Raw genomic sequence first — 22,007 nt, 5'->3', positions numbered from 1 at the left:
ATCTACGCTTCGTTTTTTTTGTTAGTTACTTTATCTACAGTCGTTCTTGCGTCTGCTCCTGTACCTGCTAAACTATCTCCTCTTTCTCTGATATTTTTGTAACGTTGACCAGAAGATTTCAAAATAGTTTTAACCTCTGCTTGCGCAATTACTGGGAACGTTCTTGAATATAATAAGAATAATACAAAGAAGAATCCAATAGTTCCAACAAATATTCCAATATCGACAAATGTAGGTGAAAACATTGTCCATGATGAAGGTAAGTAATCTCGATGTAACGATGTTACAATAATTACAAAACGCTCGAACCACATTCCTATGTTTACAACAATAGAGATAAAGAAAGAGAACATGATACTTGTTCTTAGTTTCTTGAACCACATAAACTGAGGAGAAAATACGTTACAAGACATCATTGCCCAATATGCCCACCAATAAGGACCAGTTGCTCTGTTTAAGAACGCATATTGTTCGTACTCTACACCAGAATACCATGCAATAAATAACTCAGTAATATATGCTACACCAACTATAGAACCCGTAATCATGATTACAATGTTCATTAATTCGATATGTTGTACTGTAATATAATCTTCAAGGTTACACACTTTTCTCATAATGATAAGAAGCGTGTTTACCATAGCAAACCCTGAGAATACCGCACCAGCAACAAAGTATGGAGGGAAAATCGTGGTATGCCATCCTGGTATAACCGATGTGGCGAAATCGAAAGATACGATCGTGTGTACAGAAAGTACTAATGGTGTTGCTAAACCAGCAAGTACCAAAGATACTTCTTCAAAACGTTGCCAATCTTTAGCACGACCAGACCAACCGAAACTTAATAAAGCATAAATTTTCTTTTGAAAAGGCTTTACAGCACGATCTCTTAGCATAGCGAAATCAGGAAGTAAACCTGTCCACCAGAAAACTAATGATACTGATAAATACGTTGAGATTGCAAATACATCCCAAAGTAATGGAGAGTTAAAGTTTACCCATAGTGAACCAAATTGATTCGGAATAGGTAATACCCAATATCCTAACCATGGACGACCCATGTGAATTACAGGGAATAAACCAGCTTGAACAACAGAGAAAATTGTCATGGCTTCCGCAGAACGGTTAATAGCCATTCTCCATTTTTGACGGAATAATAATAGTACTGCAGAAATAAGTGTTCCTGCGTGACCAATACCAACCCACCAAACGAAGTTAGTAATATCCCAAGCCCAACCTACGGTTTTGTTCAAACCCCAAGTTCCAATACCTGTTGAAATGGTATAAATAATACATCCTATACCCCAAAGGAAAGCTGCTAATGCTATAGAAAAAACTATCCACCATTGCTTATTCGCTTTTCCTTCTACAGGTTTGGCCACATCCACAGTAACATCGTGGTATGATTTTTCGCCTGTAACTAAAGGTCTTCTAATAGGTGCTTCGTAATGAGACGCCATAATTATATAATTGATTCTTTAATTAGATTTATGCTTCTGTTGTATTTCTCACTTTTGTTTGATACTGTACGTTGGGTTTTGTTCCCACGTGTTCTAACAAGTGATACATACGGTTATCTTCTTTAAGTTTCGCAACTTTACTTTCTTCATCATTGATATCTCCAAATACCATTGCGCCACTGCTACAAGCTGCAGAACATGCTGTTTGGAATTCACCATCTTTAATAACACGTCCATCACGTTTAGCATCAAGAATTGTTTTTTGTGTCATTTGAATACACATAGAACATTTTTCCATAACACCACGAGAACGTACTACAACGTCTGGGTTTAATACCATACGTCCTAAATCATCATTCATATGATAATCGAACTCATCGTTTCCATTATATAAGAACCAGTTAAAACGACGTACCTTATAAGGACAGTTGTTAGCACAATATCTTGTACCTACACAGCGGTTATAAGCCATGTGGTTTTGACCTTGACGACCGTGTGATGTTGCTGCCACAGGACATACAGTTTCACAAGGTGCGTGGTTACAATGTTGACACATGATTGGTTGGAACGCTACTTGAGGATTTTCTGAAGCATGCTCCATTTCACCAAACTCACTTAATGAACTTCCTAAACCAGAAATGTTATCTTTCTTTTCATTATCACCATCGAAAGATTCTTCCGAAGAATAATATCTGTCAATACGTAACCAGTGCATATCGCGACTTCTACGTACTTCAGATTTACCAACTACTGGTACATTATTTTCAGCATGACAAGCTATAACACATGCCCCACAACCTGTACAAGAATTTAAGTCGATAGATAAGTTAAAGTGATGTCCAATAGAACGATCAAACTCATCCCATAAATCAACACTAGGATCTGTAACCGGAGTTTCTTTATGATTTAAAGAAACCATAGCCATAGGGTTCCACTCTTGTTTATCTTTAGTATTGAATATCTCTAAAGATGTTTCTTTAATGATATCTCCACGTCCCATTAAGGTATTGTGCAATTGTACTGAAGCAAATTCATGCTCACCAGCTGCAGCCTCAACAGTTACGTTCTGTACTGTATTAAAGTTATGGTAGAAAGCAAAGGCATTTACACCTGTTTGCATCTCTTCTTTTAATCCCTCTGTTTTACCGTAACCAAAAGATAATCCTACAGAACCTTTAGCTTGTCCTGGTTGTATTAAAACTGGTATAGTTAAACTAACACCATTTACAGTAACATTTGCATAACTACCATTTAATGCGCCGTTTGCAACGTGCTTGTTCATTAAACCTAATGCTTCTGCATCAGCTTTAGAAACTGTTAAATAGTTATCCCAAGATGTTCTAGTAATTGGATCTGGAAACTCTTGTAACCATGGGTTATTGGCTTGTTGCCCATCTCCCATACCTACTTTGGTATATAATGATAATTCTAATCCGTTTGAAGTAGCAGACGAAACCAAAGCTTTCGCTGCAGCAACACCTCCTATTACAGAAGCACCATCAACTGCGTTACTAGCGCTTACTGTTGAAGTAGATGTGCTTGTAGTAAACTCATCTTCATCTTCTTTCTTAATACCAACACCTACAGCAACATCGTGAAGAAGTCCGCCCACTAAAGTTCGGTCTTTCTTATCTTTTAATTCTGTAGTCGAAGTTGTTACTGTTTTAGTTGAAGTAGCATTTAATCCACCAATCGAAGAACCATAAACATAAACACCATCGTGTAATGCTTGATTGAATGAATTCCCACCTAATACGCTAGAATTCCAATTGTTCTTAATATAATCGTGAAAAGTATCTTCATTACCTGTCCATTTTAATAATGCATCTTGAAACTGACGCGTATCAAATAATGGGCGGATAGTAGGTTGCATTAAAGAATAATGACCTTTTTTGATTTCAACATCACCCCAAGACTCTAAGTAATGTGGTGCTGCTGCTATATATTCTGTTTGAGTTGAAGTCTCATCTTCTTTTAAAGAAAAAGCGATCGACAATTCAACGTTCTTTAATCCTTCTGAAAACTCTGAAGCGTTTGCTAAGCTATAAACCGGATTAACACCGCTCATGATAACCGCACCAACTTTCCCAGCTTTCATATCAGCAACTAATTTAGTCACTGCTTTATCGCTACCTTGTCTAGTCTTTATTGGAGTACTAGGATCGAAAGCTTTACTTTGTAATGCTGCATTTATTTCTAAAACAATAGTTTGAGCATTCACATCTTGAATACCAGTAACTATAACTGCATTACTTCCCGCTTTTTTAATTTGAGATGCTGCATTTTTAACAGCTTCATCAACTTTAGGTGATAATGTTCCAGAAACAGAACCATTTACAACGTAGCTATATAATTTAGCTAAAGCTATTTTTTGTTCTGATGGAGTTAAAGGCACACGCTTATCAGCGTTTGCACCAGTAAGGGACATATTAGATTCAAACTGAATATGACGAGACATTTTACCATGGTTAGGCACTTTGTTTTTCGCATATCCTGAATCGAAACCGCCACCTTGCCAATCCCCTAAGAAATCAGCTCCAATAGAAACGATTGTCATCGCTTTAGAGAAATCGTAGTTTGCTAATCCGCGCTCACCATATTTAGCTTGGTAAGCATCTAAAGCAGCAGACTCTGATATAGCATCGTAAACCACGTGGCTTACATTACCATATTTATTTTTAAATTCAGTAATTAACTTATCAGTAGAAGGACTTGCAAAAGTTTGTGTTAATAACACAATACTCTTGTTTGCTGCTGCTAAATCAGTTAATTTCTTAGTTGTTTCACTATCAAAAGTATCCCAAGTAATAGAATCTCCAGCCTTTTTTGGACCTTGAACTCTTAAACTATCATACAATCCTAATACAGAAGCATTAACTCTTGCGTTAGCACTACCATTGGTAGCTGCCATCACATTGTTCTGAATTTTAATTGGACGACCTTCACGGGTTTTTACTAAAACACTAGCAAAATCAAAACCATTCGCTATAGTAGTTGCGTAATAGTTAGCAACACCAGGAATAATTTCTGTTGGTTGTACTACATAAGGAATCGCTTTTTTAACAGGACCCTCACAAGCAGCTAAAGAGGCTGCAGCGGTACTAAACCCAACATACTTTAAGAAATCGCGACGCGTTGTAGAGCTTTCTTCTAATGTATCTTTATCTCCTAAAAATTCATCGGTAGGAATCTCAGCTACAAACTCGTTTTGTTTAAGCGTCTCAACAATAGAGCTATTTTCGTTTAGCTCTTCAACACTTTTCCAGTATTTCTTGTTTGATGACATATTATATAATTGAATTACTTCTTATTAATTTTTAAAAGTTCCCTGCTTTCGCAGAAAAGAAAAACTATTTTTTTTAGTAGTGACACTTACCACATTCTAATCCACCCATTTGAGCAGCTGTCAACTTATCTACACCATACTTTTTAGATAATTCGTCATGAATTTTAGTATAGTAAGCATTATCTTTTACGTTAACATCTGTTTCTCTGTGACAGTTAATACACCATCCCATTGTTAATGGAGCATGTTGATAAGCAATTTCCATTTCTTGCACAGGACCGTGACATGTTTGACACTCTACTCCTGCAACAGTTACGTGTTGCGAGTGGTTAAAGTATGCAAAATCTGGCAAGTTATGAATACGAACCCATTTTACCGGACTAGATTCACCTGTATATTTTTGCTCGGCATCATCCCATCCTGCAGCAGCATATAATTTTTTAATTTCACCATCGTAGAAATCTTTAGAGTACTCAGGAGATGTTTCACCGTTGTATTCGTAAATTGATTTGTGACAGTTCATACAAACATTTAACGACGGCACACCAGATGTTTTACTAACTCTTGCAGAAGAGTGACAGTATTTACAATCTATTCCATTATCACCAGCATGTATTTTATGCGAAAAGTGAATTGGCTGTACTGGTTGATAACCTTGATCTACCCCAATTTGAGATAAATACCCGTAAACAAAATACGCACTCGATAGTAAAAAGAATATTGTAAGAACCATTACTAAAAATTGGTTTTGTACAAATGCTTTCCAAATTGGAGTTCTTTTTGAATCTTCAGGTAATTCTATATTTTGAGCTGTTGCAAAACGACGTAGTGTTTTATTTACTAAATACAATCCGGCAGCTAAAAGCATAAACAAGATTGCTAAGGCTCCTAAAATAATTTCGTTTGAAATTCCTCCTGAGGTTTCAGATGTTTGAGCAACAACCGCTCCACCTGCAGGTGCAACTGGCGCTTTCTTTTCTTCAGCAGTATATGCTAAAATATTGCTAATATCATCATCAGATAATTGAGGAAAAGCCGTCATGGCAGCACCACCGTACTCATTGTAAACCTTATTGGCATAAGAATCGCCAGATTTAATAAGTCCTGAACTGTTACGTACCCAAGCGTGAATCCAATCACGATCTAAGCCTTGCTCGTCAGACAAACGCGCCTCTACATTACGTAAAGCCGGCCCGGTCATTTTCTTGTCTAATTGATGACAAGCCGCACAATTGGCATTGAATAAAGATTTTCCTTTCGCTGGATCGCCTTCCTGTGCAGAAAGGACTGATGTAAACGCTAATAAAATAATTAAGCTGAAACTAAGAGTGTTTTTACTTAATATACGGTGAATCACCTGTCTCATATTGTTGGTTAAATTAACTTCTAAACTTTGGTATGATTTTTTCATTACTAATAATTGAAAAAAATACAGTTAAAAAAATCTCTCGCAAAAGTAATATTAAAAGTCGATTTTAGAAATGATAGCACAGGTATAATTGGTAATTTAGAGAGATTCTAAATAAATAAAAGAACTAATAATTTAATTGCATCGTATATCTTTGCACAAAATAATTTGAAAATGAACTCATTGAAAACAAAATTAACTTTGTTACCCCTATTAACTCTATTGTTAACATCAACAATAAGTTTCTCGCAAGAAGGCCATGTTTCTTTAAATCAAGATCAAAACATAGCAGTTTTGCTAGATTTGAAAAAGGAAATGAATAAAAACGAACATGATTCTGATCGTTATAAAATCCAAATTTACTCTGGAAACCGTTCTGCTGCACAAAATGCGAAAGCAGATTTCAACCAATCGTTTTCTGAGTGGAATCCATCTATAGAATATGAAACACCAAATTTTAAAATTTGGGCTGGGAATTTTAGCACCCGTTTAGAAGCCGATCGTGCACTTAAAAAAATTAAGAAAAAATTTCCTAGTGCTTTCATTTTTAAGCCGAAGAAAGAAAAAAACTAAAGCCATTTCTGGCTTTTAACCCTATAAGCTAAGTTGTCTATTTTAACGAATACGACAACTTTTTTTATTTTACCTAATTTTCAAATCCCCACTTTCTAATTCAAAACAAATCTCCCAACCCAACAAATTCTTGAGAAAACCTTTTTTTGAATTTAAATATAGGAATAACTTCTTTTTAGAATAAAACGTAAAGAAGACCTGATGTTTACAATTCACTATAGCTATAAAAAGCATACTTAAACTGAATATTTTTGAAACATACATTTCTTTAAACAACTAAAATCATGTTTCAATTTGAGTAATTACAAGTTGATAATTGCGTTACATCTCTAATTTTTAAAACAAAAAAAAGCATTCCTAATAAAGAAGAAACAAACCCATTAAGAAATTAAATTTCAAATTGTATTCACTATCCATTATTAGGAATGCTGTATGTAATATTATTTTTTTAAACTAAAGCACAACTGTGCCAAATATTAACTTTCTGGAGCTAATTCTACTTCTAGACCTTCCATTTCTGGCGTCATTTGAATTTGACAACCTAAACGACTGTTATCTTTAACATCAAAAGCCTCAGACAGCATTGCTTCTTCATCATCTCCCATCTCTGGCAACTCTGTATCGCTAGTTACATAACATTGGCATGATGCACACATAGCCATACCTCCGCAAATACCAATAGTTCCTTCTGGAGCCAACTCGTAAGAACGAACAACTTCCATTAAATTCATTGCCATATCTGTAGGGGCAACAATTTCGTGTTTTACACCGTCTCTATCGGTAATTTTAATATTTATATCTTGCATAGTACTGTTTTGTAATTCAATTAGTGATACGTCATAAGCCGTGCCACAAATTTAAGTTTTGTCGCTTTAATTTTAATACTTTTCTAACAGAAAATAGAAACCTTTATAAAAAAATAAAGAATCTTCGTTTATTTCAAATTGAAGATTCTTTATTTATAAATTATAATGATATTAATCTATTAAATTTCAATATTAACCACCTTTTCAATTTGTGGTGCATACTTTTTAATAGTCATTTCAACACCCGATTTCAATGTCATTTGATTTACCGAACACCCTACACAAGCACCTTGCAATTGTACTTTTACTAGAGTATCGTTCTCCTCAATCGACATTAACGAAATATCGCCGCCATCACTTTGTAAAAACGGACGAATTTCTTCTAATGCTTTTTCAACATTCAATCTTACTTCTTCGCTGGTCATATCTTATTTTTTTACGGCAGAACATCCAGCCATTGTTGTAATTTTAATTGCTTCTGTAGGTGGTAAATCGTCATTTCTTCTAACAACCTCTTGCACTACATTTTGCGTTATTTTTTCAAAAGCTTGCTCTAAAGGTGTTCCTTTTTGCATAGCTGCTGGACGACCAACATCACCGGCTTCACGAATACTTTGTACTAAAGGAATTTCTCCTAAAAATGGCACTTTTAAATCTTCTGCCAAGTTTTTAGCTCCTTCTTTTCCGAAGATAAAATATTTATGATCTGGTAATTCTGCTGGAGTAAAGTACGCCATATTTTCAATAATACCTAAAACAGGCACATTAATGCTTTCTTGTTGAAACATAGCCACACCCTTTTTAGCATCGGCCAAAGCCACGTTTTGTGGTGTACTAACAACAACAGCTCCTGTAATAGGTAGCGATTGCATTAAACTTAAATGAATATCTCCAGTTCCTGGAGGCAAGTCTAATAGTAAGAAATCTAACTCACCCCAATGTGCATCAAAAATCATTTGATTCAGTGCTTTTGCAGCCATAGGTCCACGCCAAACAACAGCTTGGTCTGGTTGTGTGAAAAAGCCAATAGACAACACTTTAACTCCGTAGTTTTCAACAGGTTTCATTTTAGATTTACCCTCAATGTTTACGGCCAAAGGTTTTGCATCAGCCACATCGAACATAATTGGAATAGATGGCCCGTAAATATCAGCATCTAAAATACCAACATTGAATCCCATTTTAGCTAAAGTAACAGCTAAGTTAGCGGTTACTGTAGATTTCCCTACACCACCTTTACCAGATGCGATTGCAACTATATTTTGAATTCCTGCAACAGGTTTCCCTTTAATTACATTAGCCTTTGGCTTAGCAGGTGCGTCTACTTTTACATTAACTGTAATTTTCGCTTTTTCGTAAACTTGCTCGTGTATTGTTTTTAATACATCAACTTCCGTACGTTTTTTTGCTTGTAAACTGGGGTTGTTAATTGTAATATCTACAATAACTTCGTCTCCAAAAGTCATTACATTTTTTACAGCACCACTTTCAACCATATTTTGTCCTTCGCCAGGAACAGTAATAGTTTCAAGCGCTTTTAATATATCTTGTTTATTTAATTTCATTGCTTGTGTAATAATATTGGCAGCCAGCATATTTGACCACCGCTTAATTGAGAATAATTATAATTTACAAAGATAAATAATATCGACGGAAGTCTTAATACCTAAGTTAGAAGTTTTACTTATGTTAGGATTGAAAATAGCTATTTACACTAAAACGCCTTGTAACCACCATTTTTTATTTTGAAATCTACCAAAGTCTGATAAAAAGGGAACAGCCCACGTTGGTTACTCCTCCTTGTAAGCTCTCATAATATCTTCAACAGATTTATGTGGTCGACCTGCAGCCAATTCAAAATCTGAAAGCACATTATTAGAACCGTTTTTTATCCCTTCGTATATTCCGGCAATTACGGTTCCAAGAAAATCACCCAATGCCGTTTTTCTTTCATATAAGTACGCAGCTACCGATACTGGATTAAACTTAAGCTTAGTATTAAAGACTAGATTTATATAATCTGCTAATTCACTCTGTGAAATAGCATAACCAACTAGATTATAGGTTTTTCCGCTATGTTTATCTTCTATCAACATTTTAGCATAAGCAAACCCCAACTCCGCTCTACTTGTATAAGCACATTTACCAGTGCCTGCGCAATTTCTAATTTCACCTTCTTCGATATAAGTATCCAAATATTCTAAATCGGGTTCAATATATATGCCATTTCTACCAATAACATAATCAAGACCTGAGTTCTGAACATCCTTTTCTGTTTGCCTATTACTCTGCACCACGGGGCTAAACGCCGTGTTTTTTTCATCGCCAACAATACTGGTGTACACTATTTTCTTAACGCCATTACTCACCGCTGCATCAATAACATTGCGATGTTGCTGAATTCTTTTATCAGGCTCATCCATTCCTGAAAGCAACATAACAACATCTATACCTTGCAATGCCGTATCAAATTCCGCACGACTATTATAATCGCCTTTTCGTATTTCAATACCAAGGTGTTTTGCCTTTTCTGGTGAACGGGCAATACCTATAACGTTCTCTTTACCTAAAAGTTCAATTAAATTTTCCACAATAGTAGAACCTAATTTTCCGTTTGCCGAAGTGACTGCTATTTTCATATTAATATTATATTTTAAAATTTCACACAAGGCTTATTGATTCTCTTATTTGAATTTCCACCATATCTAAAAGGCGTGTATTATTCTTCGGTTTAAAAATAGACAATTCCGTACAAGCCAACAAAACGGAGTTTTTAATTGTATATTTTTCAATAATTTTCTGAAAACGGACTATACCGGCTTGGCTTTCTTGTTTAGCATAAACTTCTTTTCGAAATGTATCAATTTGAACTCGATCTTCTTCCGAAGGAATCTCTATTTCTATTCCATTTGCGGTAAACACGGAACGAATATATGCTGAATTCATGGTGTATTCCGAAGCCATTAAAACAATTTTTGAAAGCTTTAGCGATTTAATTTTTGTAACCGTTAAATAGACCGGATGCAAAATATTTTTCTGAACCTCTATTTGATCTATACTTTCGTGCAAGGTGATATTAGGAACCAAAATATGTGATATATCTAATTTTTCTATTTCGTTAATACAACCTTGAGTTAGTGCATTGAGTTCGTCTGATATATTTGGTAAAAGTGAATTTATAGCATCGAAATTCGCATTCCACATAATAAATGGACATGTACTATAACCACCATATTTTTCATTATATAGCCTATTCAACTCACTAATATAAAACGTGGTCGTTTGGCTTCCAAGACCTAAAACAGCAAGTTTCACACTATCCATATTAAGTTTATTTAAAAGGAATTAAAATTAGTTTTCTTCTGAAAAACATAGATTTAACGAACTAGTTTTTAACGGTATTCAGGATTATCAAAATTCCATCTTGTTCCATCGTCCCAGTCTTCTCTAGAATTTCCATAACTAGGATATCCACCTTGTTTTTTTAACATGGACGCTAAATGCAATAAGTTATAGGTCATAAATGTAGTATTTCGATTAGTAAAATCTGAATCGAAACCTAATGGCTTTTCCAACTTCTTACCCTGCCATTCCGTATCGCCATAGCTAGGGCCAGGCCCAACTTCTCCAATCCAGCCACAATCCGCTTGTGGAGGTATAGAATACCCAACATGTTGAAGCGAGTACAATATACCCATAGCGCAATGTTTTACACCATCTTCATTACCTGTTACCATGCATCCGCCAACTTTCCCATAAAAGCTGTATTGTCCTTTATCGTTTGTTTGCCCGCTCATTCCATACAGTCTTTCAATTAATTTTTGAGCAATAGACGATTTTTCTCCTAACCAAATAGGTGTACCAACTATAAGAATGTCGGCATCAAAAATTTTTTTAAATAGCTCAGGCCATTCATCTTTTTCCCAACCATGCTCCGTCATATCTGGATAAACACCAGTTGCAACATCATGATCAATAAATCTAATATCTTCTACAGAAACACCTTCGCTCTTCATAATAGATTTTGAAACCTCTATGAGTTTAGATGTATGACTCTCCATTGGAGATTTCTTCAGTGTACAATTTACATAAATTGCTTTCAGGTCTTTAAATCTTTTCTCGCTCATAGTTATCGGTTTAGTTGTTAAATTCTATTATTCAAAACATAGTATTTTAATCTCTTCTAAGTATATAATCTGCAAAATAGGCTTTACTATCAAGTATTTTAGTTTCAAGATTAAAATCGGTTTTCTCGATAATTTTCTCAATTAACGCATCGTTATACTTTCTAGATATTTCAGTATGAATTTTTTCTCCTTCTGTAAATTTATAGGTTTTTCCGGTGGCATTAATCTCAACAGCCTGATTCGCCGTACTTACTATATAGCTTTTAGCGACGCCTTCATGCTCATCATACTCTGGCTGATGTTTAAACTGATTAAGGTTAAAATTCCCGCCTAACTCATTGTTAATTCTATCCAATAAATTAAGATTGAACTTTTCTGTGACACCCTGGCTATCATTATACGCGGGAAGCACAACATGGCTCGCCTTTATTAAATCTACACCCAACAAGAGTTTATCTCCAGCCTGTAAGTTAGACCCCAAACTATATATAAAATCGGCAGCCATATCATCAGACATATTACCAATGTTAGACCCTAAAAACAATACTATTTTAGGTTTCTTACTCTCCTTTAAGGACGCTAAAACTTTAAAATAATCGCCTTCTTGAATTTGCACAGACAAATTTGGAAGCTCATTTTTTAAATCTTTTTCCAATAAATTCAATGCATTAGAAGAAATATCGATAGGAAAATAATCAAAATTATAACTTTGAATATCTAACGATCTCAATAACTCTTTTGTTTTTGTACCATCTCCGGCACCCAACTCTATCAATTCAAAATAAGAATCTGGAGAAACTCCAAAAGCCTCAATAAGTTCTTCGGTTTTATTCTGAAAAATATCCAACTCGCAACGGGTTAAATAGTATTCAGGCAAATTCATGATTTCTACAAAAAGGGCATCGCCTATTTTATCATAAAAATACTTTGATGGTAACGTTTTGCTATCTGCTTGTAACCCTTTATCAACTTCATTCTTAAAAACTTCTATCATATTACTTTACTAATCTTATTCCGGTAAACTGCCAGCGTTCCGAAGGATGAAAAAAATTGCGATACGTCTTTCGACTATGGTTTTGAGATGTCGCAACCGAAGCACCTCTTAATACCATTTTATTACTCATAAACTTGCCATTATACTCACCAACCGCTCCATTTTCCTTTATAAAATTAGGGTATGGTAAATAAGCACTACTAGTCCACTCCCAACGTTTACCCCAATCTAACTTTTGGGCAGCAACTTCCCACTCAAACTCGGTTGGTAATCGCATACCTTTCCACTCAGCATAAGCATTAGCTTCGTAAAAGTTAATGTGGCTTAAAATAGCATTTTTATCTACTTTTTGTAATCCGGCAAGGGTATAAACATGCCACTCTCCATCTATTTTATGCCAATACAGGGGTGCTTTAATTTGCTCTGCATTTACCCAAGCCCAACCTTCATCTAACCAAAGATTAAAATCGGAATAACCACCAGCTTCCATAAAAGCTATGTAATCTCCATTGGTTACTAAAAAGTTATTTATTTCAAAATCGCGTACATACACCTTATGCACACCTAATTCATTATCATAACAAAACTTGGAATCTTGATGCCCTATTTCATAAACACCAGCTGATATTTTCACATTATCGGTAGTGGTATTTTCATCTTTTATTAAATTGAAATCAGCATTAAAAACAGGAAACAATGCATTATGCCCAAGCATATATTTTACATCGGTTATTAATAATTCTTGATGTTGCTGTTCGTGATTTAAACCTAAAATCACTAAATTTAATAGTTTCTGTTTGGGGTTGGTTTCAAAGAAATCCAACATATGCTTATCTACATAATCTCTGTAGGCAAAAATAGCATCGGTACTTGGGCGAGACATATTTCCTCGGTTAGATTGCAATACTCGACTACCAACATTATTATAATAACTATTGAATAAAAAATTGAAGTTTGAATCATATTCCACATAGCCATCCAATTCTGCTTTTAAAATAAAAGTTTCGAAAAACCAAGTGGTATGTGCTAAATGCCATTTTGCTGGACTCGCAAATTTAACGACCTGAATAGCATAATCTTCCGGTTGTAAATAACTGCAAAAATCTATAGTTTGCCGTCTAATACTTTGATACCTTTCGTTTATAGTCATAAATTTTATTAACGTGAAATTGGTCTGGTTCTACGGAGTTTAAATAAAATAACTTGTACTATAACTAGTCTCAACAAAACCTAACTACTTACATAAACAGCATAACTATGCCAAGTTTTTCTATAAAAACACAATGTGTAACAAATCTAAAAAAATATTGGAATAAGTTGAGTTTTGATGTTTTTCAATTGATTTTAAAGCACTTCAACAATTTAACATTTGAAGACACTAAAATTGAAATCACTACAAATTTAATAGCATAATTTACATATGGATACGTATCCATAAAACTCTCTGCCGATAAAAATAGAATAAAATGAAGCCAATTCCAAATCCTTAAAAGTTGATTTGCTTGGTTTTCTGTTATTAATAGAATGATTTTTTTGAATAATTGAACTTAAATAACAAGAAGTAATCTTTTACAAATGTTCGGAAGGATCCCAATAAACCTTATCTAAATCTTGAATTTGATTCTCGACAACCTTTATGCCCTCACTTTCTAAAAGTTGTTGCATCAGGTTGGTTCCATCAAAATGATGTTTACCGGTTAGTAAACCTTTTCTATTTACCACGCGGTGGGCAGGAACATCTTTTCCGTGAGAGCCATTCATGGCATAACCAACCATTCTAGCACTTCTTGCAGCTCCCAAATATTTGGCAATAGCTCCATAACTAGTAACACGACCAAATGGAATTTGCTTAGCCACTTGGTAAACTTTATCGAAAAAATTTAATGTTTCCGCTTTCATGATTATATTTCTCTAATAATATTTATTAAAGTTACTACCGCAATAATACCGGTAATACTACCGATAATGCGGTTCATGTTTTTTTGAGACGTTAATGTTTTACTCTTTATTTTATCAAAAAAGAAAATGTACATGTAAAGGGTAACAAAAGTACCCATAGCTGCACCAGCAACATAAGAGATAATACTTGTTTGACTAAAATCTAACCATCCAAAAGATGCCAAAGTAATAGTCATGTAAGCTTGGTAAGGTATCGGGAATACATTTATACCCGATAGAAACAAACCTTGAAAAAAACGACTTCCCTTACTTCTAATTTTTGGCTCTACTTGTTCTTTAGGTTCAGACTTAGCTATAAACAAGAAATAAATAGTAATTAAAACAAAAATAACGAATGCTACACGCTGCAATACATCTATTACATCATGGTTTTTACTTAAATAGCGCGCAAAAATAGCTGCTATAGAAGTCTGAATAATTACAACAACACAGGCACCAATAGAAAACATAATGCCGCGCACATGACCTTCTTTTAGACTAATTTTTGCGGCCGTCATGTTTAGTAATCCTGGCGGAATAACACCTACAAGCGCAAAAACCAACCCTAAAAAGAAGATAAATGTAATGTTCAAAACTATTTGATTTTAAATTTAATATAAGTGATAGGCTTATTTTTCTCTAAGTATTGCGACTCGTAAAAGGTTTGAATACTTGTTACCTCTTCTGGGCTACCTTCTTGCTTGTAAACATTATGGTTGGCATACAACACTTCGTGACCTGCACCATGTAATAAACCAAGTGTGTAACCGTGCATAAATTCGCTATCGGTTTTTAAATTCATAACACCATCTGGTTTTAGAATTTGCTTGTAACGTTCCAAGAAAACAGCATTAGTCATGCGGTGTTTGGTTCGCTTATATTTTATTTGTGGGTCTGGGAAAGTAATCCAAATTTCGTCTACTTCATTATTAGCAAAAGCATGATCGATAAGTTCTATTTGCGTACGCAGAAAAGCCACGTTAGGTATATTTTCTTCTACGGCTGTTTTTGCCCCTCTCCAGAATCTAGCACCTTTTATATCGACACCAATAAAGTTTTTGTTTGGATATTTTTGTGCTAATGCAACCGAATATTCTCCTTTTCCACAGCCTAATTCTAGAACTAACGGATTATCGTTTTTAAAAACCTTAGAACGCCATTCACCTTTTAGACTAAAAGTTGACTCTACCAATTCTTCTCTTGATGGTTGAAACACGTTGGAAAAAGTTTCGTTTTCTCTAAATCGTTTCAGTTTATTTTTACTACCCACAGTATATTAACTATTTGTTATTATTTGTTTTGAATTGGTAAAATTACGGAAATATACCCAAGTGTTTATATGCTTACCTTTGAATTTGCCGAAAAGTGCGTTAGGGATTGATGCGGCATCCTTTTTTTTGCTAGATTAAACTAAAAAAACAGACAATAACCACTTGGTTTGTCTATAATTTAATAAAACCAACTTTATAAAGTTGCATAAAAAAAGATATAGCGGAAAGCCCGACCCTTGCGGTAACGCCATAATAAAAGCTTTTATTTAGAATTTTAATTGATGAAAAAACGAATTTTAGTTGCGCCGTTAAATTGGGGTTTAGGGCATGCTACGCGATGTATACCTATTATTAATGCATTAATTTTAAACAACTTCGAACCTATAATTGCTAGTGATGGCGTGGCGTTAGCTTTGTTAAGAAAAGAATTCCCTGACTTAAAATGTATTGAATTACCTGTATACAACGTAACGTATGCTAAAAATGGAAAGCATTTTAAGTTGAAACTTATTAAAGATTCGCCAAAATTGATGCAAGCTATTAAGGCTGAAAAAAAGGCAATTAAAGACATTGTAGTTTCTGAAGAAATTTCCGGCATTATATCGGACAACCGATTGGGTGTTAGAAGTAAAAAAGTGCCATCTGTTTTTATTACACATCAATTAAATGTCTTGAGTGGCAGCACGACTTGGCTAAGCACTAAAATGCATCAGAAAATTATTAATAAATTTGATGCCTGTTGGGTTCCGGATACACCTGGCGATATTAATTTAAGCGGAAAACTAGGCCATGTGAAACGTTTTGAACTTCCTACTACTTACATTGGGCCATTAAGCCGTTTTACTAAACGAGAGACCGAAATTAAAAATGATGTTATGGTGCTAATCTCTGGTCCAGAGCCGCAACGCACCATGCTAGAAGAACGTCTTTTAAATGAATTGGAAGTTTTTAATGGTCGAGTAGTTTTTGTAAAAGGTGTTATGGAAGATGAGCAAACCAAGGAGGTAAAGGGCAACATGACCATTTATAATTTTATGACATCCGCATTACTAGAAAAAACAATAAATGAAAGCGAATTGATTGTTTCTAGATCGGGTTACACCACCGTAATGGATTTAGCTAAACTGAATAAAAAAGCTTTTTTTATACCTACACCTGGCCAGTTTGAACAAGAGTACTTAGCAGAACGCCTTAGTGATATGCGCTTAGTGCCAACTTGTAGCCAGGACGATTTTAGTATAAAAATGTTAGAGAATATTACCGGTTATGCTGGGTTAAAAGCTTTTGATTTTGAAGTCGACTTTAAAAAATTATTCAGCTTTTTCGAGGGTGAATGAGAATTCGCTACCCACACTGTATTCACTTTCAACATATATTTTTTCTTGGTGTGCCTCAATAATATGTTTTACTATAGATAACCCAAGCCCAGAACCACCTTCTTTTCTAGACCCTGTTTTATCAACTCTATAAAAACGCTCGAACAATCGTGGTAAATGTGCAGATGCAATGCCCTCGCCATTATCGGTTACCCGAACAATAACTTTATTTTTTATTAAATTTTCGATACTAATTTCGGTAGTACCTTTTTCACTTCCGTATTTAATAGAATTCACAATAAGATTAATTAAAACCTGCTGAATACGCTCTTTATCTGCCTTAACAAATATTGGCTTCTTGTAATTCATATCGAAGGTTAACGTAATTTTCTTCTTTGCGGCTTTCATTTCCAGCATATCGAAAATTGTTTCTACCAACTCTACAATATTAAAAGTTTCTATTTTAAGTCTTAAATCTCCAACTTCCAATTTGGTAATCATATCCAAATCTTCCACAATATAACTTAAGCGTTCAATACCTTTACTGGCACGCTCTAAGTATTTTTCGCGAATTTCTTTGTTGTCCATTGCACCATCGAGTAAGGTTAAAATGTAACCTTGTACTGTAAACAATGGCGTTTTTAACTCGTGAGACACGTTTCCCAAAAACTCCTTTCGGTATTGCTCTCTAACTTTAAGAGTTTCTATTTCTAACTTTTTATCGCGTGCAAATTTATCTATTTCTTGAGTAAGCGTGTGCATATCGGTAGTAATAGCACCTTTGGTAAGCTTTGCCGATTCTAGTAAAGTTAGATCGTCGTATATTTTTTTAACACGACGATATATAAAGCGCTCTACTCGATATTGAATAACAATAAAACAGAAAACATAGGTACTAATAGCAAGCACGGGGATTTCCCATAACTCGATATTAGAGAAGTAAAATAAAAAAACGCTCAATAAGAGCGTTATATATAAGGTAATATAAAACGAAGTAACTCTCGCGAATCGATACGATTTTTTAAATTTAGTCTGTTTCATTACAAATTAATCTACAAACTTATAACCTACACCTTTTACGGTTTTAAAGCTTTTATCTCCTAATTTTTCACGTAATTTTCTAATGTGCACATCAATAGTACGCCCGCCAACAACCACTTCGTTGCCCCAAACGGTATCTAATATTTCGTCGCGTTTAAAAACTTTTCCGGGTTTAGAAGCTAATAAAGAAAGTAATTCAAACTCCTTTCTTGGTAAAATAATTTCTTTCCCTTTAGAAGTAATTTTATACTCATCTCTATTAATAACTAAAGACCCAATTTTCAAAGTGTCAGCAACATCTTCTTCCTTAAAACGACGAAGAAGCGCTTTTACTTTACTCACTAAAACTTTTGGTTTTATAGGCTTTGTAATATAATCGTCCGCACCAGCATCAAATCCTGCTACTTGAGAATAGTCTTCACCACGAGCTGTTAAAAAAGTTACGATGGTGTTGGATAAATCTGGATGCTTTCTAATTAATTCACAAGCTTCAATACCATCCATTTCTGGCATCATAACATCTAGAATAATTAATTGAGGTAATTCTTTCTTTGCTATTTTAACACCTTCGGCGCCATTCTCGGCTTTAAGTACCTGATAACCTTCACTTGATAAATTATAACCTACAATTTCTAAAATGTCTGGCTCATCATCAACCAACAATATTTTAATGTCTTTTTTTTTCATTTGTAAAGAAAATCTGTTTCTTGAAGTAAAGATAAAGCTAATAACATAATTTTATTAAAATTAAAAAATTAATAACACTAAGGTAACAATCGCGAAACAAATTGATAAACTTTAGAACAAATTATAATAATGTTAACTATTTTTTGGCATTAAAATTGTAGTATTCATCTAACTTTGAAATAACAAACGAGTAGATATGAAGAAACAATACTTTTTAATCTTTTTTACCATTATTTCTTTTTTTGCCGTCCAGACTATGGATGCGCAAAATCCTAGCCGGACTATGCCCAAAATTGAAGGCCTAACCATTTACCCAAACCCGGTAAGCGCATATGATAATGAAGTTTCTATAGCATCAAAAAGCAACTTAACCAAAACAGTTAAGGTTTTTAATGTATTAGGCAAACAAGTATTATTTACAAGACTTATTGGTAAAACACTCAATATTTCAAAATTAAGTAAAGGCGTTTATATTTTACATATTACCGAAAACCAAGTAAGTGAAACTAGAAAACTAATTATAAAATAATTTTTTTTGAATCTATAAATATAATAGCGCTGCCAATTGGTAGTGCTTTTTTATTTTATCTACTTTTGTACTATAATATAAAGGTCACTAAAAACCAGCAAAACGTTTTTAAGCCTTTAATGACTATTGAAATCTATTTATGATCGATAAAAACGCCATTTTCAAAATAAAAACACCCGCGGAATTTGAAAACTTAGCATTAGAAGTTTTTAAATTTCAGTTTGAAAACAATAGGGTGTATCGTTCATTTTGCGACCTACTTTACATCCATCCAACAGATGTAAAAACAAGTAGTGATATTCCTTTTTTACCTATTCAGTTTTTTAAAACGCGAGATGTTTTAAGTACTAAAGATCCCGTTGAAACAACCTTTACCAGTTCTGGAACTACTGGAAGCGCTACGAGCAAACACCATGTTACCAATTTAAAGATCTACGAACAGAGTTTTAACAAAGGTTTTGAACACTTTTATGGCAAGATTGAAGATTATGTTATTCTTGGATTGTTACCGTCTTACCTAGAACGTGAAGGCTCATCATTAATATATATGGTCGATGCCATGATTTCGAAATCGAAACATGCTGAAAGTGGTTTTTATCTCGATAACATCTCCGAATTAAAAGACACCTTAATAAAGCTAGATGCTGAAGGCAAAAAAATATTACTTATAGGTGTTTCTTTTGCATTGTTAGATTTAGTTGAAATGCATCAATTCAACTTAAAAAACACCGTAATCATGGAAACAGGAGGCATGAAGGGCCGCCGAAAAGAATTGATTCGCGAAGAACTACACAAACAATTAAAAACTGGTTTTGGTACAAAAGAAATCCATAGTGAATATGGCATGACGGAATTATTAAGCCAAGCCTACTCGCAAGGTCATGGTGTTTTTAAGTGCCCAAGTTGGATGAAAGTTTTAACTCGTGACACCGAAGATGCTTTAACCATAAACACCAGCAAAAAAGCAGGAGGAATTAATGTTATTGATTTAGCAAACATAAACTCTTGCTCCTTTATTGCAACTCAAGATTTAGGCCGTGTAAATCCAGATGGATCTTTTGAAGTTATTGGTCGTTTTGACAACTCTGATATTCGAGGTTGCAACCTAATGGTACTATAATAGCAAAAAATATTATGTAAGTAATTGAAACTATATACGACCAAACCATTGCTAAGAAAAAGAATGATTAGTAATAAATTTTGGTTAATTTATTAGGCCCGATGTAAAAGTCGGGCTTTTTGTTTTTTATTAATGAATTATAAAAGTGTCTCGATCGTTTAAAAACTTCAATTTATTTCTATAAGCTTCCACATGGCGCTTCTCTAAAGTAATTATTTGCGTCCCTTCTTCATCCGGTTCGAAATTAGATAACTGATTTCCTAAAACATCGTAAACAGCAGAGTGACCAGAATATTCACTATTCACACCATCTACACCTACTCTATTCACCCCAATACAATAACTCATATTCTCGATAGCTCGTGCTTTTAAAAGCGTATCCCAAGCCGTAACTCGTGGTTTTGGCCAGTTGGCCACATAAATCAAGACTTCGTAATCTTCAGTATTTCTTGCCCATACCGGGAAACGTAAATCGTAACAAATTAACGGACAGATTTTCCAACCTAGATAATCAATAATTACCTTTTCATTACCTGCCGTAAATGTTTTCTCTTCACCAACTAAGGTAAAAGCATGGCGTTTATTATAAATAGTAATTTTACCCGAAGGTTCTACAAATACTAAGCGATTGTAATACTTACCCGCTTCTGTTATCACCAAACTACCAACAATAGCCGCATTTTTTTTAGCAGCCATATCTTTTAGCCATGTAATAGTTTCCCCATTCATGGTTTCGGCTACCTTTTCAGCATTCATGGTAAAACCACTTGTAAACATTTCAGGCAGTATAATTAGATTTATACTGCCTGAAATTTGTTCTATCTTTTCTGTAAACTGTTCACGGTTTTTTTGAGGATTTTCCCAAACTAAATTCGCCTGAATTAATGCAACCTTAAGCTCTTTTTCCATACCGTGATTTTATTTTATAGTTTACTTTTTGCTTTATCTAGCTTTTCTTTTAGCTTCTCAATATTCTCTAGTGACTTCTTTTCATCCACAGGAGACAATTTACCTTTATTTTTTAACTTTTCGTATTTCGAAATAGCATCTTTATGTTTTTTTTCAGCTTTTTCAAAATTAGATTTAGCCTTCTCTTTAGCTTTCAATGCTTTTTCGGCCTTCTTTTGTTCTTTCTGAGCTTTTTTTAATGCTTTCTCCTGATCCTTTTTCGCTTTCTCTTCTTTCTTAACAGCCTTTTCTTTGGCTTTTACCTTTTCAAGCTCTGCCTTTTCAGCTGCTTTAGCTTTGTCTAATTCTGCTTTTTTAACACTAAAAGCATCCTTTATTTGTTGTTGATCTTCAATAGATAATGTTTTTGTAACATCGGCTCCATCTTTAAGAATTTTACTACCTTTAACTTGGTATGTCGCTTCTTTAAATACTACCTCTTGTGCATTAACTGCAAAACAGAATACAAATAAGACTAGGGTTGCAAATATATTTTTCATAAT

22 protein-coding genes are annotated in these 22,007 nt (G+C 34.2%); 4 read left to right on the top strand and 18 right to left on the bottom strand.

Going from position 1 to position 22,007, the window contains the following annotated elements:
• Positions 1-2: 2 nt before the first annotated feature.
• From nrfD to V6246_RS11665, 3 genes are all read right to left on the bottom strand, one after another.
• Positions 3-1,460 (bottom strand): NrfD/PsrC family molybdoenzyme membrane anchor subunit, encoded by a 1,458-nt coding sequence (gene nrfD, locus V6246_RS11675; protein WP_341560674.1) that lies wholly within the window; start codon positions 1,458-1,460, stop codon positions 3-5.
• A gap of 28 nt (positions 1,461-1,488) precedes the next feature.
• A complete protein-coding gene (locus V6246_RS11670; RefSeq protein ID WP_341560673.1) occupies positions 1,489-4,746 on the bottom strand; it encodes a TAT-variant-translocated molybdopterin oxidoreductase in 3,258 nt (1,085 codons plus the stop codon).
• 73 nt (positions 4,747-4,819) lie between these two features.
• Positions 4,820-6,112, bottom strand: a complete 1,293-nt coding sequence (locus V6246_RS11665; protein ID WP_341560712.1) for a cytochrome c3 family protein — start codon at positions 6,110-6,112, stop codon at positions 4,820-4,822.
• Between the two features lie 216 nt (positions 6,113-6,328).
• Here V6246_RS11665 and V6246_RS11660 point away from each other — a divergent pair, with 216 nt between their 5' ends.
• Entirely contained in the window at positions 6,329-6,727 is a 399-nt protein-coding gene (locus tag V6246_RS11660) for an SPOR domain-containing protein (protein WP_159019057.1), read from the top strand.
• A gap of 476 nt (positions 6,728-7,203) precedes the next feature.
• Here V6246_RS11660 and V6246_RS11655 read toward each other — a convergent pair whose 3' ends face one another.
• From V6246_RS11655 to trmB, 11 genes are all read right to left on the bottom strand, one after another.
• Positions 7,204-7,533 carry a 2Fe-2S iron-sulfur cluster-binding protein gene (locus tag V6246_RS11655; protein ID WP_159019056.1) on the bottom strand — a complete coding sequence of 110 codons (330 nt, stop codon included), beginning with the start codon at positions 7,531-7,533 and terminating at the stop codon, positions 7,204-7,206.
• Between the two features lie 179 nt (positions 7,534-7,712).
• The gene (locus tag V6246_RS11650) at positions 7,713-7,958 is read right to left on the bottom strand and encodes a NifU family protein (protein WP_341560672.1); all 246 of its coding nucleotides are present in this window, start codon (positions 7,956-7,958) and stop codon (positions 7,713-7,715) included.
• A 3-nt stretch (positions 7,959-7,961) separates the two neighbouring features.
• Positions 7,962-9,098 carry an Mrp/NBP35 family ATP-binding protein gene (locus V6246_RS11645; RefSeq protein WP_341560671.1) on the bottom strand — a complete coding sequence of 379 codons (1,137 nt, stop codon included), beginning with the start codon at positions 9,096-9,098 and terminating at the stop codon, positions 7,962-7,964.
• Between the two features lie 225 nt (positions 9,099-9,323).
• A complete protein-coding gene (locus V6246_RS11640; protein ID WP_341560670.1) occupies positions 9,324-10,172 on the bottom strand; it encodes an SDR family oxidoreductase in 849 nt (282 codons plus the stop codon).
• 22 nt (positions 10,173-10,194) lie between these two features.
• Positions 10,195-10,857, bottom strand: coding sequence for an aspartate/glutamate racemase family protein (locus V6246_RS11635; RefSeq protein ID WP_341560669.1), 663 nt, complete (start codon positions 10,855-10,857; stop codon positions 10,195-10,197).
• A gap of 68 nt (positions 10,858-10,925) precedes the next feature.
• On the bottom strand, positions 10,926-11,660 hold the full coding sequence (locus V6246_RS11630; RefSeq protein ID WP_341560668.1) for a flavodoxin family protein: 735 nt from the start codon (positions 11,658-11,660) through the stop codon (positions 10,926-10,928).
• Positions 11,661-11,706: 46 nt separating this feature from the next.
• Positions 11,707-12,654: an L-histidine N(alpha)-methyltransferase gene (locus V6246_RS11625; protein ID WP_341560667.1), complete on the bottom strand. Its 948-nt coding sequence runs from the start codon at positions 12,652-12,654 to the stop codon at positions 11,707-11,709.
• Position 12,655: 1 nt separating this feature from the next.
• Positions 12,656-13,804: an ergothioneine biosynthesis protein EgtB gene (egtB, locus tag V6246_RS11620; RefSeq protein ID WP_341560666.1), complete on the bottom strand. Its 1,149-nt coding sequence runs from the start codon at positions 13,802-13,804 to the stop codon at positions 12,656-12,658.
• A 419-nt stretch (positions 13,805-14,223) separates the two neighbouring features.
• On the bottom strand, positions 14,224-14,553 hold the full coding sequence (locus tag V6246_RS11615; RefSeq protein WP_341560665.1) for an MGMT family protein: 330 nt from the start codon (positions 14,551-14,553) through the stop codon (positions 14,224-14,226).
• 2 nt (positions 14,554-14,555) lie between these two features.
• On the bottom strand, positions 14,556-15,185 hold the full coding sequence (locus V6246_RS11610; protein WP_341560664.1) for a LysE family translocator: 630 nt from the start codon (positions 15,183-15,185) through the stop codon (positions 14,556-14,558).
• Between the two features lie 2 nt (positions 15,186-15,187).
• The gene (gene trmB, locus V6246_RS11605; RefSeq protein ID WP_304404993.1) at positions 15,188-15,862 is read right to left on the bottom strand and encodes a tRNA (guanosine(46)-N7)-methyltransferase TrmB; all 675 of its coding nucleotides are present in this window, start codon (positions 15,860-15,862) and stop codon (positions 15,188-15,190) included.
• A 282-nt stretch (positions 15,863-16,144) separates the two neighbouring features.
• Between trmB and V6246_RS11600 the strand changes: the two genes are divergently transcribed.
• A complete protein-coding gene (locus tag V6246_RS11600; RefSeq protein ID WP_341560663.1) occupies positions 16,145-17,200 on the top strand; it encodes a glycosyltransferase in 1,056 nt (351 codons plus the stop codon).
• Here the strand turns inward: V6246_RS11600 and V6246_RS11595 are convergent.
• Together V6246_RS11595 and V6246_RS11590 are read right to left on the bottom strand one after the other, a co-directional pair.
• Positions 17,174-18,220, bottom strand: coding sequence for a sensor histidine kinase (locus V6246_RS11595; RefSeq protein WP_341560662.1), 1,047 nt, complete (start codon positions 18,218-18,220; stop codon positions 17,174-17,176). The two genes, V6246_RS11600 and V6246_RS11595, sit on opposite strands and share 27 nt — an antisense overlap.
• Before the next feature lie 6 nt (positions 18,221-18,226).
• Positions 18,227-18,907: a response regulator transcription factor gene (locus tag V6246_RS11590; RefSeq protein WP_341560661.1), complete on the bottom strand. Its 681-nt coding sequence runs from the start codon at positions 18,905-18,907 to the stop codon at positions 18,227-18,229.
• A 196-nt stretch (positions 18,908-19,103) separates the two neighbouring features.
• Here V6246_RS11590 and V6246_RS11585 point away from each other — a divergent pair, with 196 nt between their 5' ends.
• Positions 19,104-19,436: a T9SS type A sorting domain-containing protein gene (locus V6246_RS11585; RefSeq protein WP_341560660.1), complete on the top strand. Its 333-nt coding sequence runs from the start codon at positions 19,104-19,106 to the stop codon at positions 19,434-19,436.
• Positions 19,437-19,575: 139 nt separating this feature from the next.
• Complete coding sequence (locus V6246_RS11580) at positions 19,576-20,556, top strand: LuxE/PaaK family acyltransferase (protein ID WP_341560659.1); 981 nt, start codon at positions 19,576-19,578, stop codon at positions 20,554-20,556.
• A 129-nt stretch (positions 20,557-20,685) separates the two neighbouring features.
• On the opposite strand, the gene V6246_RS11575 is transcribed toward V6246_RS11580, so the two are convergent.
• Positions 20,686-21,465 (bottom strand): amidohydrolase, encoded by a 780-nt coding sequence (locus V6246_RS11575; RefSeq protein WP_341560658.1) that lies wholly within the window; start codon positions 21,463-21,465, stop codon positions 20,686-20,688.
• A gap of 14 nt (positions 21,466-21,479) precedes the next feature.
• Positions 21,480-22,004 (bottom strand): hypothetical protein, encoded by a 525-nt coding sequence (locus V6246_RS11570; protein WP_341560657.1) that lies wholly within the window; start codon positions 22,002-22,004, stop codon positions 21,480-21,482.
• Between the last annotated feature and the right edge of the window lie 3 nt (positions 22,005-22,007).

The organism is Algibacter sp. TI.3.09 (assembly GCF_038154905.1).
In the GTDB taxonomy this organism is placed as follows: Bacteria; Bacteroidota; Bacteroidia; order Flavobacteriales; family Flavobacteriaceae; genus Algibacter.
The sequence above is the reverse complement of the archived record's forward strand: the minus strand, read 5'-3'. Positions and strand labels throughout refer to the sequence as shown.

Excerpts from the sequence above, each read along its gene's own strand:
- nrfD (WP_341560674.1), bottom strand. The coding sequence starts at position 1,460 with ATGGCGTCTCATTACGAAGCACCTATTAGAAGACCTTTAGTTACAGGC.
- V6246_RS11670 (WP_341560673.1), bottom strand. The coding sequence starts at position 4,746 with ATGTCATCAAACAAGAAATACTGGAAAAGTGTTGAAGAGCTAAACGAA.
- V6246_RS11665 (WP_341560712.1), bottom strand. The coding sequence starts at position 6,112 with ATGAGACAGGTGATTCACCGTATATTAAGTAAAAACACTCTTAGTTTC.
- V6246_RS11660 (WP_159019057.1), top strand. The coding sequence starts at position 6,329 with ATGAACTCATTGAAAACAAAATTAACTTTGTTACCCCTATTAACTCTA.
- V6246_RS11655 (WP_159019056.1), bottom strand. The coding sequence starts at position 7,533 with ATGCAAGATATAAATATTAAAATTACCGATAGAGACGGTGTAAAACAC.
- V6246_RS11650 (WP_341560672.1), bottom strand. The coding sequence starts at position 7,958 with ATGACCAGCGAAGAAGTAAGATTGAATGTTGAAAAAGCATTAGAAGAA.
- V6246_RS11645 (WP_341560671.1), bottom strand. The coding sequence starts at position 9,098 with ATGAAATTAAATAAACAAGATATATTAAAAGCGCTTGAAACTATTACT.
- V6246_RS11640 (WP_341560670.1), bottom strand. The coding sequence starts at position 10,172 with ATGAAAATAGCAGTCACTTCGGCAAACGGAAAATTAGGTTCTACTATT.
- V6246_RS11635 (WP_341560669.1), bottom strand. The coding sequence starts at position 10,857 with ATGGATAGTGTGAAACTTGCTGTTTTAGGTCTTGGAAGCCAAACGACC.
- V6246_RS11630 (WP_341560668.1), bottom strand. The coding sequence starts at position 11,660 with ATGAGCGAGAAAAGATTTAAAGACCTGAAAGCAATTTATGTAAATTGT.
- V6246_RS11625 (WP_341560667.1), bottom strand. The coding sequence starts at position 12,654 with ATGATAGAAGTTTTTAAGAATGAAGTTGATAAAGGGTTACAAGCAGAT.
- egtB (WP_341560666.1), bottom strand. The coding sequence starts at position 13,804 with ATGACTATAAACGAAAGGTATCAAAGTATTAGACGGCAAACTATAGAT.
- V6246_RS11615 (WP_341560665.1), bottom strand. The coding sequence starts at position 14,553 with ATGAAAGCGGAAACATTAAATTTTTTCGATAAAGTTTACCAAGTGGCT.
- V6246_RS11600 (WP_341560663.1), top strand. The coding sequence starts at position 16,145 with ATGAAAAAACGAATTTTAGTTGCGCCGTTAAATTGGGGTTTAGGGCAT.
- V6246_RS11595 (WP_341560662.1), bottom strand. The coding sequence starts at position 18,220 with ATGAAACAGACTAAATTTAAAAAATCGTATCGATTCGCGAGAGTTACT.
- V6246_RS11590 (WP_341560661.1), bottom strand. The coding sequence starts at position 18,907 with ATGAAAAAAAAAGACATTAAAATATTGTTGGTTGATGATGAGCCAGAC.
- V6246_RS11585 (WP_341560660.1), top strand. The coding sequence starts at position 19,104 with ATGAAGAAACAATACTTTTTAATCTTTTTTACCATTATTTCTTTTTTT.
- V6246_RS11580 (WP_341560659.1), top strand. The coding sequence starts at position 19,576 with ATGATCGATAAAAACGCCATTTTCAAAATAAAAACACCCGCGGAATTT.
- V6246_RS11575 (WP_341560658.1), bottom strand. The coding sequence starts at position 21,465 with ATGGAAAAAGAGCTTAAGGTTGCATTAATTCAGGCGAATTTAGTTTGG.
- V6246_RS11570 (WP_341560657.1), bottom strand. The coding sequence starts at position 22,004 with ATGAAAAATATATTTGCAACCCTAGTCTTATTTGTATTCTGTTTTGCA.